10 protein-coding genes are annotated in these 13639 nt (G+C 69.8%); 3 read left to right on the top strand and 7 right to left on the bottom strand.

Features of this window, described 5'->3' with window-relative positions; genetic code table 11:
- Positions 1–23: 23 nt before the first annotated feature.
- The 5 genes from Vlu01_RS26760 to eccCa form a co-directional block, all read right to left on the bottom strand.
- Positions 24–434 (bottom strand): hypothetical protein, encoded by a 411-nt coding sequence (locus tag Vlu01_RS26760; protein WP_204004761.1) that lies wholly within the window; start codon positions 432–434, stop codon positions 24–26.
- Between the two features lie 147 nt (positions 435–581).
- Entirely contained in the window at positions 582–1874 is a 1293-nt protein-coding gene (mycP, locus tag Vlu01_RS26755; RefSeq protein ID WP_204004758.1) for a type VII secretion-associated serine protease mycosin, read from the bottom strand.
- Between the two features lie 105 nt (positions 1875–1979).
- Positions 1980–3731: a hypothetical protein gene (locus tag Vlu01_RS26750; RefSeq protein WP_204004755.1), complete on the bottom strand. Its 1752-nt coding sequence runs from the start codon at positions 3729–3731 to the stop codon at positions 1980–1982.
- 31 nt (positions 3732–3762) lie between these two features.
- On the bottom strand, positions 3763–4383 hold the full coding sequence (locus Vlu01_RS26745) for a hypothetical protein (protein ID WP_204004753.1): 621 nt from the start codon (positions 4381–4383) through the stop codon (positions 3763–3765).
- Between the two features lie 132 nt (positions 4384–4515).
- Positions 4516–8478, bottom strand: a complete 3963-nt coding sequence (eccCa, locus tag Vlu01_RS26740; RefSeq protein WP_204004751.1) for a type VII secretion protein EccCa — start codon at positions 8476–8478, stop codon at positions 4516–4518.
- 140 nt (positions 8479–8618) lie between these two features.
- On the opposite strand from eccCa, the gene eccD reads away from it, so the two are divergent.
- Entirely contained in the window at positions 8619–10007 is a 1389-nt protein-coding gene (eccD, locus tag Vlu01_RS26735) for a type VII secretion integral membrane protein EccD (protein WP_204004749.1), read from the top strand.
- 9 nt (positions 10008–10016) lie between these two features.
- Here the strand turns inward: eccD and Vlu01_RS26730 are convergent, their stop codons facing one another.
- Positions 10017–10763 carry an SUKH-3 domain-containing protein gene (locus Vlu01_RS26730; protein WP_204004747.1) on the bottom strand — a complete coding sequence of 249 codons (747 nt, stop codon included), beginning with the start codon at positions 10761–10763 and terminating at the stop codon, positions 10017–10019.
- Between the two features lie 69 nt (positions 10764–10832).
- Positions 10833–11573 (bottom strand): SUKH-3 domain-containing protein, encoded by a 741-nt coding sequence (locus Vlu01_RS26725; RefSeq protein WP_204004745.1) that lies wholly within the window; start codon positions 11571–11573, stop codon positions 10833–10835.
- A gap of 141 nt (positions 11574–11714) precedes the next feature.
- Here Vlu01_RS26725 and eccB point away from each other — a divergent pair, with 141 nt between their 5' ends.
- Together eccB and Vlu01_RS26715 are read left to right on the top strand one after the other, a co-directional pair.
- Positions 11715–13142, top strand: a complete 1428-nt coding sequence (gene eccB, locus Vlu01_RS26720; protein WP_204004743.1) for a type VII secretion protein EccB — start codon at positions 11715–11717, stop codon at positions 13140–13142.
- A gap of 154 nt (positions 13143–13296) precedes the next feature.
- Positions 13297–13626 (top strand): WXG100 family type VII secretion target, encoded by a 330-nt coding sequence (locus Vlu01_RS26715; RefSeq protein ID WP_155221728.1) that lies wholly within the window; start codon positions 13297–13299, stop codon positions 13624–13626.
- Positions 13627–13639: the final 13 nt, after the last annotated feature.

Here is a 13639-nt window from a genome sequence, read left to right as displayed (position 1 = left end):
CGGAGGTAGCCGTGGGTGGCGCGCTACGGCCGCGCGGCCTTCGGACGGTTTCCGGGACCGCGGCCAGCGAACCAGGCCCGCGCCGGCGGGCTCTTGATCAGGGCGAGCGACACACCGGCGAGCCCGCCCACGACCAACGGCGTGACCATCGTCGGGTGATAGCTGAGCTTGCCCTGCGCCAGCAGTGTCACGATGACGACGACGAAGAGTCCGAAGGTGAATCCGGCCGGCACGGCCAGTCCTGCCGCGTTGTCGCCGGTCCAGGCCATCAGGATCCCGAGTGACGCGAACAGCACCACCAGCAACGCGATCCCGAGTATGCCTGCGCCGATGATCACCACCAGGAGCTTGCCCAGCCCGTCACCCTCGGTACGCAGCATCGCCCGGAAGAAGGCGACCCCGGCGATCAGCCAGATGACGATCGAAGGCACCATCAGCAGGACAGCGATGATGACGACGAGGGGTCGCCGCGGTGGCGTCGGCACGGGTCCGCCGGGAGGTGCACCGGGGGCCGGGCCGAGGTGGGGAGACTCGCCGGCTGGCGCGGCGTACGACATGGATGCCTCCTCGGGGCAATCGGGTCAGCCGGGCGGGCGTTGCCAGACCGCTTCGTCGTTGCTGTTCGCGGGTTGGCCGGTGTTGCCGGCCGGTGTCGGGGGGCCTTCTGCCACCGGCGGGACACCTCCGGAAGCTGCTGACATCTCCTCCAGCGGCTCCGCGTCGGCCGACTCCGCCAGCCGTCGGCGTGCGCGGCCCCGCAGCAGCATGACGGTGCCCCCGATCCCGCCGACAATGAGCAGCAGCACGGCGATGATCACCGCCCACACGAAGACCAGGATGCCGTCCTCGCGTTCGCGGGGGTGGGCCCACTGCTGTAGACCATCATCGCCCGGCGCAGCGGCGGTGGGCCGTTTGTTCCGGCCGTCCGGCTCGCCTGTCAACGCCTGCCGGATGTCGAGGGCGCCCCACCCGTAGTGCAGGTCATGGCCCGGCTCGCCCTCATCACGAGTGGTCTCCAGCAGGCGCTCGAACATCTGGTAGCCGTTCAGGTCCGGATATTCGGCCCTCACCAACGCCAGCGCGCCGGAGACGAGGGCTGTGCTGAGGCTGCTGCCGAGCCCGGTGTCGTAGCTGTTGCCGGGAATGGCGTGGACGATGTCTTCGCCCGGCGCGGCGATGTCGACCTGTTCAGCCGGTAGGGAGGCTTCCTTGCTGATCGTGCCGTTGCGGGCGGTACCGTTGACAGCCATGGCGCTCTGGTGTGAGGCCGGGTTACCAATGATCGAGTCCTTACGATTTCCGACGGACGCAACGACGATCACGTTTCGCTGGTAGGCCCGTTCGACGGCTCGGTTCAGCTCGTCGTTGAAACTGCTCGACAGCGAGACGTTGATGATGTCGGCCCCGTGGTCGACCGCCCAGTTGATCCCCGCGGCGATGGCGGTCGGCTGGATCAGCGGGCTCCGCTCGCTCTTGATGGTCACCGGGAGGATCTTGGCCTTCGGGGCGATGCCGAGCACGCCGTCGCGCTTGCCCGGCCCGTGCCCGTGACCGGCGATCAACGAAGCGATGGCGGTGCCGTGACCAACTCGGTCGACCCGGCCCTTGGCCTTGTCGTCGTAGAAGTCGACCCCGGGCAGGACGTTGTTCTTGAGGTCCTGGTGCTTCGCGTCCACCCCGGTGTCGATCACCGCCACCACGACACCGTCACCCTGGGTGATTTTGTGCAGCTCAGGTATCTCCAGGGCCTTCAGGTGCCACGATTTGTCTCTTGTGGAATCGGCCAGGGCGGGCGCCGCAGGCAGCCCCACGGTCGCCAGGACACTCGCGGCGGCGATCGTCAAGACGGCAGCCGGTCGGGCGAGGACACGCATGCCCGTCTACCTTCCTCTGTCAGGCCATGCAGGGTTGGCCAGGCTGGACGGTCACTGCATGGTACGGGTCGGCCACCCTGAGCTGGGTGACCGACCCGTACCACGTCAGCCCTGGCCCAGGGCCTTGCCCTGCTCCCGGGGCCGGTGCTCCGTCGGCGCCTCCACGACGCCGACGGCTGACGATTCGGTAGCCCAGAGCTCGTCGTCGCCGTCGCCGTACTCCCAGGTCTCCTGGTCTGCGTCGCGTGACGCACCCTTACGCGCAGCAGCCGGGGCGGTCGGTCCGCCCCGCCGGCCGCCCAGCGAGGGAGCCGGTCCGGTGGTCGGTGCTGGTCGGGCGGCACCCGCGCCGGCCCGTCCGCCCAGGTCGGGGCGGGGACCGACGGTGCCCCCGCCGGTCGTGGGCTTGCCGGCCGTGGGCTTGCCGGTGAGGGGTGAACCGGCCCTGGGTGGCGTGCCCGGAGCGGCACCCCGCTGTCCGCCGAGGCTCGGCGGGGGTGCGGCAGGTCGACCCGGGGCGGCACCGCGCTGGCTGGGACGGGCGGTGGAGCCGGGCAGGCGCGGACTCGACGGTGGCGGGGTGGCCGAAGCGCCTGGTCGGCTGCCCAGACCCGGCCGACCTCGGCCACCACCGGGAGCGCCGCCGCCGGTGTTGCCGGGCAGGGTCGGGCGGTTTGGAGCGGCACCCCGCTTGCCGGCAGGCGGCGCACCGGATCCACTGCCGGGCCCACCCGCCCCGGGCAGTGTCGGCCGGTTCGGCCCCGGCCCACGGCTGCCGGGCGCGCCGGGACCGCCCGCACCCGGCAGGGTGGTCCGGGGTGCGTTCGGTCGCGCTGAATTCGGTGGGGTCAGCCCGGGGTTGCCCGGTCGCGGTCCGGGTGGCGCCACCGGCGGCACTACCGGGCCCGGGGCCACAGGGGCGTTGGGCGCGGTGGTCACCGGCGGGGCGGTCGGCGGTGGCGCGACCGGCGCAGCGGCGCCGCCGGCCAGACCAACGCCCTCCGGAAGGTCGGGTGGCGGTGGTGGCGCCGAATTGGTCGGCGCGTCTGGCCCACCGGGCCGAGCTGGCAGATCGGGTCGGTTGGGCATGTCCGGCCGATTCGGCGCCGGCCCGGGCGTTCCGGGTGCTGCCGGTGGCGCTCCCGGCGCTGCCGGGCCGCCGCCCGGCATCCCCGGGTTGTTGATGACCGCGTCCGTCGGGCCCTTGAACTTCCCGCCCCGCGAGATGTTCGAGATGTAAACGTCGATGTAGAGATCCGCCAGCGGCTTGGCGATGTTCTTGGCGCGCTGGTGGTACTCGTTCTGCACGTCCTCGTACGACTTGGCGTCATTGCCGGTGACACCCGGAATCCAGTCGATCATGTCGGATGGCTGGAAGCCCTTGTCGGCGGTGCGGCGCTCCCCTTGCCGGGTCTGCTCGGCCTGGTACTCCTGCCAGAGCGTCCTCATCTCCCGCTGAGAAGTCTCGATCTTGCCGGCGAGCTGGTCCAAGCCGATGGCGTTGTTGCTGGCCACGCTCTTCCACTCGTCGAGCGAGTGCAGTGTGGCACCCACACGGGACATGAAGACCCGCGCGGCGGGCGACTGCCAGCGGGCGTCCAAGGCGTCGGCATGGCGTTTGAGGTTGTCCCGCGTGGTCTGCAACAGGCTAGCCGCCCGCCGCCACATGTCCGCGAGCGCCGTCGTCCGCTCGTCACTCTCCTTGCGGACGTACTCCCACATCTGCTCGATGTTCACCGAGTCCCACGCCGTCGGCTCGTACGGCGTGGCCTGGGCGGCTCGCTCGGCCGCGTAGTCATCCGACACATGGGCGTACGGGTAGCTGACCGGCTGCCAGCCGTAGTAGTCGTCGCTCATCCCCGCTCCTCAGGCTTCGCCTGTGACACCGTCACCGGAGATCCGACTGGTCCAGTCGGAGATCTTGGCCGTGCATACGCTCGTCGTCACCCGGGATCACATAGCTGCCGGGGCCTTCACCGACGACGTCCTGCCGCGCCCACGTCGGCGTTTCCTCGCGCTGCTCATCGGTCGGGCAGGCGTTCAGGCCGTGGTAGGGATCCATCGGCGCCGGGTTCAGAGCTTCCTGCGGCACCGCGGCCGCTGGATCCTCCGAACCCTCCTGCCATTTGCCGCTGAGAGTTTCCTGGCCGTCGACGGCAGAGAAAGCATTGTAGACGTCCTCATTGGTGGCCTGGGCCAACGCATCACCGGTCAGGTACTCGGCCGAGATGGACATGGCGGCCATGCTCAAGGCGGTGAGCCCCTTCATCACGTCACCCATCAGTGCGGAGATGGCCACCCGGCTCTCGTCGTGCCGACCCCGAAAGAACGCCGCTTCCTTCATTCCGCCGCCGCCGAACGGTGCCTGCACCGTGAGCATGGGGCGCAGCCCGTTGTCGAAGCTGGGCTGGAAGTTGGTCTCCATTTCCTTTTGGATGGCCAGCGCGAAATCCTTCAACTGCTGGATGTCGACGTCGATCTGTTCGTCGACGAGCCACTCGTCGCCCATGTCCCTCCCCCGTTCGCTCACACGATGCCGGCGCGGCTGCTTCCATCTCCGACCTGTCGGGGGTCATGCAGTCGCGCACCGTAAGTCCACTCTGGCCGACACTAGCCTGATCGGGCAACCCCGTACCGGGCTTCAGGAGCGCGGCGGAAGATGCACCAGCTGCACCAAACGGGTACCGCCACGCCGCGACACCAGCCAGCCCCGGCCCGGTGGCAGCGGCCCGGGTCGGACGGTCCCGAGCAGCACCCCTTCGTCCCGGTTGCCGGACATCACGATGCCCGGAGTGCTGATCTCCCGAAGCCGCATCAGCACCGGCTCGTAGAGCGCCCGACTGGCACCGCCGGTACGCCGGGCGATGACCACGTGCAAACCGATGTCCCGAGCCTGGGGCAGGAACTCCAACAGCGGCGTCAGCGGGTTGCTGCCGGCACCGGCCACCAGGTCGTAATCGTCGACCAGCACGTACAGGTCAGGACCCTTCCACCAGTCGCGCGCCCGCAACCGCTCGGCGTTGATGTCCGGCGGGGGTAGCCGGTCGCGCATCACCGTGGCCACCTCGGAGATGATGCTCTCGGTGACCTGTGCGGTCGAGCCGTACCCGATCAGGTGCGGTGTGTCGATGTCGCCGAGCAGGCTACGCCGGTAGTCGACGAGGACCAGCCGGGCCTCGGTCAGCTCGTGACGGTCGACGATCGTCTGCGCCAGGGCGCGCAGGAAGGTGCTCTTGCCCGACTCGCCGTCGCCGAACAGGATGAAGTGCGGGTCGGCGGCGAAGTCCACCTGCACCGGCTGAAGATCCACCTCGGCGATACCGATCGGGATGCCCGGACGACCGGTGGCCGGCAGGCTGCCGTACGGCACCACGGGCGGCAGCAACCGGATCGGCGGTGCTCCCGGCCCCTGCCAGGCGGCGGCCAGGTCGGTGACCAGCTTCCGGGCGCCCTCGGGGAGGCTCTCCGTCTCCTGCGCACTGTCCGCTCGCGGAAGCGCCGCCAGGAACTGCTGCCCGTCCGGCGTGATGCCCCGACCCGGCGACTTCTCCGGCACGTTCATCGCCGCCCGTCGGTCCAGGTTGGAGTCGCTGGCGTCGGCCAGTCGCAACTCCAGCCGGGTGCCGAAGACATCCCGTACGGCCGGCCGCAGGTCCATCCAGCGACTCGCGGCCACGATCAGGTGGATGCCGAAGGACAACCCCCGGTTGGCGATGTCGTTGACCGTCGGTTCCAGATCCTCGAACTCCGCCCGCAACGTCGCCCACCCGTCGATGATCAGAAAAACGTCACCGAACGGGTCGTCGTCGTGCTGACCATGCCGTCGGGCACGCCGGTACTCGGCCATCGAGTCCACGCCGCGCTCGGCGAACCGCCGCTCCCGCTCGCCCATCAGCAACTGCAGCTCGGCGACGGTACGCCGCACCAGACCGGCGTCGAGACGGGTCGCCACCGAACCCACGTGCGGCAGGTCGCGCAGCGACGACAGCGCGCTGCTGCCCAGGTCAAGGCAGTAGACCTGGGCCTCGCGTGGAGTGTGGGTCAGCGCCAGCGACGTGACCATCGTCCGCAGCAGGGTGCTCTTGCCGCTCTGCGGACCGCCGACAATGACCGCGTGGCCGGCCGAGCCGGCGAGGTCGAACCAGAGTACGTCGCGGCGCTGCTCGAAAGGCTTGTCGACAATGCCGACCGCCACCTGCAACTCGCCCAGCAGTCCGGCGTGCGCGACGGTGACGCCACGGGCTGGATCGGCGGTCATCGGCGGCAGCAGCTGATCCAGCGTCGGCGGTTCGGCCAGCGGGGGAAGCCACACCTGATGCGCGGGTTTGCCCCGACCGGTGAGTCGACCGACCAGAATGTCCAGCACACTCTCACCCACCCCGTCGGTTGGCTCCGGAGCGATCTCCTCCTTGGGCGTACGGGTGACCGGCGGGGCGACGTAGGTGGTGGTGTACTCGCGGACCCGGTCCTCGCCGTCGCCGGCCGCGACCGCTGCCGCGGTCTTGCTGCGATAGGTGCCGGAAACGTAGGCGGCCTTGAACCGGATCAACGGCTCGGTGCCGAAACGCAGGTATCCGTGGCCCGGCGACCGGGGCAACTCGTACGCGTCGGTGGCTCCGAGCACCACCCGGGACTCCATCGCGGAGAAGGTCCGCAGACCGATCCGGTACGACAGATGGGTGTCCAGCCCCCGCAGCCGCCCCTCCTCCAAACGCTGACTGGCCAGCAACAGATGCACGCCGAGCGATCGACCGACCCGGCCGATCTGCACGAACATGTCGATGAAGTCGGGCTTCGCGGTCAGCAGCTCGGAGAACTCGTCACAGATGATGAGCAGACTCGGCAGCGGAGACAGGGGTGCGCCCGCTGCCCGGGCCTTCTCGTAGTCACGCTGCGAGGCGTAGTTGCCGGCCGCCCGGAGCAGTTCCTGTCGACGGACCAGCTCACCGTTGATGGAGTCGGTCATCCGGTCCACCAGGGGCAGTTCGTCGGCCAGGTTGGTGATCACCGCACTGGTGTGCGGCAGGCCGTCCAGGCGGGTGAAGGTCGCACCACCCTTGAAGTCGACCAGCACGAAGTTGAGGCTCTCCGACGAGTGCGTGGCCGCCAACGCCAGCACCAGGGTGCGTAGCAGCTCGGACTTGCCGGAACCGGTCGCGCCGATGAGGAGCCCGTGCGGCCCCATGCCGTCCTGCGCGGACTCCTTGAGGTCCAGCTCCACCGGCCCGCCGTCGGCACCCACCCCGATCGGCACCCGCAGCTTGTCGCGGTTGGGACGCGGCTGCCACGCCTGATCCACGTCGAACTCGTACGGGTCGCCGATGTCGAGCAGCTCGGCCAGGCCCAACTCGGTGGTCAGCGGAGTGTCGCCGCTGCCCCTCGACGCGGCGGACAGGCGTAGTGGGGCCAACTGCATGGCCAACGCCTCAAGCTCGACCACCCGGCAGTCGTCGGCCCGGCCGATCTCTGCCGGGCCATCCACAGTGATGCTGTGCAACTGACGGTCCGCCGTTACCTCCAGCACCAGCCGCGCCCGATCGAGCAGGCGCGGCGCCGGCGTGGACAGGTCGAGCAGGGTGACCCCCTCCACTCCGCCCTCGGTCATCAGGTGGTCCGAGCCGGCGGTGTCGCCACCGTCGATGACCACCAGCACGTGCGGCCCGGCGACCTGCGGCGTACCGCCGCTGGCGTTGAAACGCGGCCGACTGGCCAGCACGTCGTCGAGCATCGCCTCGAGGCCGGTCACCGAGGGTGCCACCAGGCGCATCTGGCCGAGCGCGTCGGTGCGTGACGGGTGCAGGGCGTGCGGCAGCCACTTCGTCCATTCCCAGTCGGCCCGCCGATCCGGTGCCACGCAGATCGCGACGAGCATGTCGTCAGGGGCGTGGAACGCGGCGGCCTGGGCGAGCACCGCCCGGACCATGCCCCGGGCGGTGTCGGTGTCACCGCGCAGGTGCACGCGGGCGAACCCGTTCAGGGCCATGGTCACCGGCAGGTCCGGCACCTCGCCGTAGGTGGTGAGGAACCGGCGTAGTGCGAGCGCGCACATCGGCTCCAGCTTCTCCAGCGACGTGGCCGGCGGCGGCACCAGCGGAGTCGCCAGTTCCTGCGGCCCCAGGCCGATGCGTACGGTGGCGAAATCCACGTCGCCACGGCGACGCTCCCACAGCCGTGCCCCCAGCGGGAGGGACCAGAGAACGTCAGGGTCCGGATGCCGGTAGAAGGCGGCCTCCCGCTGCTTGCGGATCGTCTTGAGTACGCGACGTCGCTGGCGCGACAGGTGCGTCATGTACTCCCGGCGCTTCTGCAGCATCTCCTGCTTGCCCGGTCCACCGGAATTGTTGGCCAGTTGAGACCCGAGCATCCCGATGGCCGAGAGTCCGAACAGGCCGCCAGTGACGTAGCCGAGGGTCGAACCACCCCGACCGGCGAACATCAGGGCCATGGCGAACGAGCCAGCGAGCATCGGCAGCAGCATCAGCATCTGCCCCCACGCCTTGCCGCTCGGTGCGGGCACCTCGGGCGGCGCGTCCAGCAGCACCTCGCCGGAGGGATACTCCGGCTCCGGCTGGCGGGCGGGTCGCTTGACGACCACCGTGCTCACGTGACAGACCTCCGTCGTCTCTCCTGGGTCTGGTGCGCCGCGGTGAACCGCCCCCCGCGTCACCGGCACATGGTAGGTAGCCTTTGCCCGTCAGGACAGCCGCGGGCCGTCGGCCCGCTCCTCGTACCGAGGGGTCGTTAGTGGTCACCCAGGCCGGAACCGGACTCGCGCGCATTGCCGTCGTCGCTCCCAACCGACGGTTGGACCTCGCCCTGCCCGAGCACCTGCCCCTCGTCGGGCTGCTCCCCGCCGTGCTGCGGCAGGCCGACGAGGAACCCTCGGACGGCACCGGTCACGGTGGCTGGATGCTGCGACGCAGCGACGGCAGCGCGGTCGACCTGACCCGTACGCTGGCCGCACAGAATGTTCGTGACGGCGAGACGCTGCACCTGGTGCCGCGGCGTACCGAGTGGCCGGAGTTGGCGTACGACGACCTGATGGAGGCCGTCGCCGACGGCGCCCGACGCCGCGGGGTGGTCTGGAGCCCGTTCGCGACCCGCCTGACCGGCCTGATCGTGGCCGGCGTGCTGCTCCTGCTCGGTCTCGTCGTGATCGTGACTTCCGAGCAGCCCGGCTGGCTCGGTGGTGCGGCCGCCCTCGGCGCTGCCGTCCTGCTGTTGGTCTGCGGGATCGTGCTCTCCCGGGCGATGGCCGATTCCCTCGCCGGTGCGGTCGTCGCCGCCGCCGGCCTGCCCTACGCCTTCGTCGGCGGCGTGCTGGTGATCGGTACCGGCGAATCGGTCTGGGCGCTCGGTGCCCCGCACGTGCTGCTCGGCTCCGCCGTGTTGCTGCTCTCCGGGTTGCTCGGGCTGCTCGGTGTGGGCGACGCGACGAGGGTCTTCGTGGCCGCGGTCTTCGTCGGCTTCTGGGGCATGGTCGGCGGCTTGATCGCCCTCGGCTCCATGGACGCCGCACAGGGCACTGCGATCGTGGTCAGTGCGGTGGCGTTGCTGCTGCCAGCGATGCCGCTGCTCTCCGTACGGCTCGGGAAGATGCCGATGCCGGCGCTGCCGCGTACCGCCGCCGACCTGCTGCGCGACGAACCGCAGCCGAAGCGGGAAGTGATCTACCAGGCCACCGCGCGAGCCGACGAGGTCTTCACCGGCATGGTCTTCGGGGCGTTCGTCGTCACCATTGCCGGCCTGATCGTCCTCACCGCGACCGGCACGCTTTCCGCGCTGCTGCTCGCCGGCATCATCTCACTGGGCTACCTGCTGCGGGCCCGACTGGTGTCGACGGTCCGGCACCGGGTGCCGATGCTCGCCGTCGGTCTGGTGGGCCTGGGTCTGCTACCCCTGGTCGGCGCGACCGACGCGTCGACCGCAGCGCGGCTGCTGGCCGTGCTGCCGGTGGCGCTGGTCGCGGCCGGACTGTCGGCCGCAGCCGGGCTCGCCTACAGTCGACGTCCGCCATCGCCCCGACTGGCCCGGCTCGGCGACATGTTCGACATCCTGCTGCAACTGGCCGTGGTGCCGGTCGCGTGCAGCGTGCTCGGCCTGTACGCCTTCATGCGCGCCCTCAACGGCTGAGGTATCCCCTCACCAGTCGCGGTCGCTGGCCTCGGACATCTCGTTACCCCGGATCAGGTTGACGATGGCGGTGTCGATGTCCGGTCCGACGTAGAAGTCGTCGGCCCAGTGGAGCATGAAGACACGTCCCTGTGCGTCGGCGACCAGTTCGGACGGCCCGTCCTCGTTGTTGCCGATCGGGTAGACCGGGTTGTCGAATTCTTCGATGAATTCGCGGGCGGCTTCCGTGACTACGCCGCCCACTGTGGGGTGGATGAAGCTCATGAAGCCGCCGCCTAAGCGCCCGCTCCGACCGAATTGCGGCAGCTGAAGGCCACCAAACTCCACCAGCGCGGCGCGTACGACCGGAGGGCACTCGAGCCCGGTTAGTTCGTCGGCGAAGCGGACCATCCAGTGGTTCACGCCCGCGCTGAAATCGCGGCCGGGAAACCAGCCGGCCCGGTCCAGCACCTGGCGTACGTCAGGAGGAAAGCGTCCCACAGCTGCGCGATACATTGCGTACTTTTCGGCCACCATGGCTGCGGACAGTGACGGCCACTGGGACACCTCACCGGTCTCCCGGTCGATGACCGCCGTGGGGTACCCCGTCGATGGTGGCGGCATGGGTACACCGTTGACCACGGCAGGCTTGGGAAGGACGCGCCAGGCGACGCAGCCGAGGTCGAACTCGTACAGTTCAATGTCGGGTGCCGGCCCGGGTCTGCCCGCACTGGCCCACTCGCGGGCGATGGCCAGGGCCTCGTCACGGCTGATCATCGAAGGGCTCCTCGGGCCGTACGCATTCGCCGACGCCGGGCTGGGTGACTGCAATGTCGGCGGTCAGGCTCACCAGTCGCGATCGCTGGCCTCGGCCATCGGGCCTCCTCGAATCAACTTGATGATGGCGGAGTCGATGTCCGGTCCGACGTAGAAGTCGTCGGCCCAGTGCAGCATGAAGACACGTCCCTGTGCATCGGCGACCAGTTCGGAGGGCCCGTCCTCGTTGTTGCCGATCGGGTAGACCGGGTTGTCGAACTCCTCGATGAAGTCGCGGGCGGCCTCCGTGACCACACCACCCCGAGTGGGGTGGATGAAGCTCATGAAGCCGCCGCCCAAGCGCCCGCTCCGACCGAATTGCGGCAGCCGCAGACTACCGAACTCCACCAGCGCGGCGCGTACGACCGGAGGGCATTCCAGCCCGGCCAGCTCGTCGGCGAAGCGGACCATCCAATGGTCGACGGCTGCGCTGAAATCGCGGCCGGGAAACCAGCCGGCCTGCTCCAGGACGTATCTGACGTCGGGCGGGAAGCGTCCCTCGGCGGCCCTGCGCTGCGCGTACCGCTCGGCGATGGTCTGCCACGGCAGTGAGGGCCACTGGGAGACCTCGCCGCTCTCCCGGTCGATGACTGCCCGGGGATAGCCGGTGGACGGGGGCGGCAGGGGTGGACCGTCGGTCGCGGCGGCGACCGGTTCGACGAGACAGGCGACGTAGCCGAGGTCGAATTCGAACAGGGTCACGTCGAGGGTGGTCCGGCGCTCTTCTGCCCACTCGCGGGCGATGGCCAGGGCCTCGTCACGGCTGATCATCGAAGGACTCCTCGGCCTACGGTCGTCGGGTTCGCCGGCCAACGCCGGATGCGGGCACCGGGCGGCTCGACGCCGTGCCTATGGTAGGCACCGCGGTCCGGCGTTCGTGACCGTGCCGGCGTACGCCAGGGGAGGGGTGCCATGCCGTCGCGGCGGGACCAGGTCCAGTCGTACCAGTTCTTCGTCCAGCGGATGACCTCCGCACTGGTGGCGCGCGAGCCCGATCCGGAGGCTGCGCCGTTTCGCAGGCTGGGTGGTGCCGGCTTCGCCAGTGTCATGGTGGCCGTGCTCTGCCTGGCCGCAGTGGGGGTGTACGGCCTGCTGCGCCCCGGCGGCGCCACCAAGTGGAAGGAGGGCGGTGCGGTCATTCTGGAAAAGGAGACCGGCACCCGCTACCTCTACCGGGAGGGTCGACTGCACCCGGTGCTCAACTACGCCTCCGCCCTGCTGGCCATGGAGACAGCGGCGCCGACCATCTCGGTTTCCCGGAACTCGCTGGTCGGCACCCCACGCGGCCCTCGCATCGGCATTCCGTTCGCTCCTGATGCGCTGCCGCCGGTTGGCCGCATCCTGAACGGTCCCTGGACTCTCTGCACCCAGCCGGCGCGCAACGCGGCCGGCGGGATCGTCGCCACCACGGTGCTCACCGTCGGGCGGCCGCCCGGTGGCGGACGGGAGCCGGGCGACAGCGCGCTGCTGGTTCGGGACCGCAAGACCGACCGGTTGCACCTGATCTGGCGGGACCACCGGTACGAGATCCGCAGTGAGAAGATCGTGCTGGAGGGCCTCACCATGAGCGCCGAGCCGGTGGTGGAGGTCGGTGGCGCGTGGCTGAACGCGCTGCCCGCCGGAGAGCCGATCGCGCCCCGACGGGTGGCCGACCGGGGGACGCCTTCGACCGCGTTGCCGGACGCTCGCGTCGGTCAGGTCTTCGTCGTGGAGAGTCAGGGTGGCAGTCGCCAGTACTACCTCGCCGAACGGACGAGGTTGATGCCGATCACCCCGCTTCAGGCGGATGTGGTGATGGCCGACGGGGAGACGCAGTTGGCGTACCCGGGAGAGGCGAGGCCCTACCCGATCGAACTGGCCGCCGGTGCCGCCGCCGCAGCGCCCAAGGCGTCCGCGCCGGCCCAGGGGCGGCATCGCGCACCGGAGCAGCGGCCGGAGATCGCGCGGTTGACCGGTGACCAGCCGGCGATCTGCGCGGCCTACCAACCCGGAGCGGACGAGCCGACACTGCTGCTCGACGCGCAGGTCCAACCGGTGCGGGAACCGGTACGCACCGGCGAGCAGACCGGTGACGGCATCCCGTTGGCCGATCGGGTCGTCATCGAGCCGGGTCACGGCGTCCTGGTCGCTGCGGTCTCCTCCCCCGACCAAGAGGCGGGGACCCTCAACCTGGTCACCGATCTGGGCCACCGCTACCCGCTGGCTTCCGAGGGCGTACCCGCCATCCTCGGCTACCCAGGTGTGCAACCGGTGCGGTTGCCCGCCAGTCTGGTGGTCCGCCTGCCCGCAGGCCCGGTACTCGATCCGACGACGGCGAAACTCGCGCTCGACCCGGAGTAATCTGACCAGCCACAATGGAAATGCGGCACCAGTGACGGTCTAGCGCATGCTGGACACGACCGGTTACCGTTCGTACGACGATGGTGCGCGAGCACCGCTGACAAGCGCCCCGGTGAATCGGGGCAATCAATTGAGGACGGGGGTGACTTCCGCCATGTCGATGAACACCGACACCGGCTTGATGCTGAAGACCGAAGGTGACGTCGATGCCGTCGCCGATCGGCTCACCGGCAACCTCAACTCGCTGATGGACCAGCTCGCGCCGCTGTACGACCAGTGGAAGGGCGCTGGTGCCGGTTCCTTCCACCAGGTGCGTGAGCGGTTCGACCAGGACATGGCCCGACTCAACGTCGCGCTGCGGGCGATCGCCGAGGCGGTCGGGTCCGCCGGTAAGGACTACGACGTCAGTGACGAGGAGATTCGGGCCGACATGGACAGCGCGGGTGCCACCGCCGGCCAGATCACCGCGGCGCTGAAGCTCTGACGGGGGAGAAGAC

The sequence above is a fragment of the Micromonospora lutea genome, from assembly GCF_016863535.1.
In the GTDB taxonomy this organism is placed as follows: Bacteria; Actinomycetota; Actinomycetes; order Mycobacteriales; family Micromonosporaceae; genus Micromonospora; species Micromonospora lutea.
The sequence above is the reverse complement of the archived record's forward strand: the minus strand, read 5'-3'. Positions and strand labels throughout refer to the sequence as shown.

Coding starts and splice junctions, on each gene's coding strand:
- Vlu01_RS26760 (WP_204004761.1), bottom strand. CDS start 434: ATGGTGCCTTCGATCGTCATCTGGCTGATCGCCGGGGTCGCCTTCTTC.
- mycP (WP_204004758.1), bottom strand. CDS start 1,874: ATGCGTGTCCTCGCCCGACCGGCTGCCGTCTTGACGATCGCCGCCGCG.
- Vlu01_RS26750 (WP_204004755.1), bottom strand. CDS start 3,731: ATGAGCGACGACTACTACGGCTGGCAGCCGGTCAGCTACCCGTACGCC.
- Vlu01_RS26745 (WP_204004753.1), bottom strand. CDS start 4,383: ATGGGCGACGAGTGGCTCGTCGACGAACAGATCGACGTCGACATCCAG.
- Vlu01_RS26730 (WP_204004747.1), bottom strand. CDS start 10,763: ATGATCAGCCGTGACGAGGCCCTGGCCATCGCCCGCGAGTGGGCCAGT.
- Vlu01_RS26725 (WP_204004745.1), bottom strand. CDS start 11,573: ATGATCAGCCGTGACGAGGCCCTGGCCATCGCCCGCGAGTGGGCAGAA.
- eccB (WP_204004743.1), top strand. CDS start 11,715: ATGCCGTCGCGGCGGGACCAGGTCCAGTCGTACCAGTTCTTCGTCCAG.
- Vlu01_RS26715 (WP_155221728.1), top strand. CDS start 13,297: ATGTCGATGAACACCGACACCGGCTTGATGCTGAAGACCGAAGGTGAC.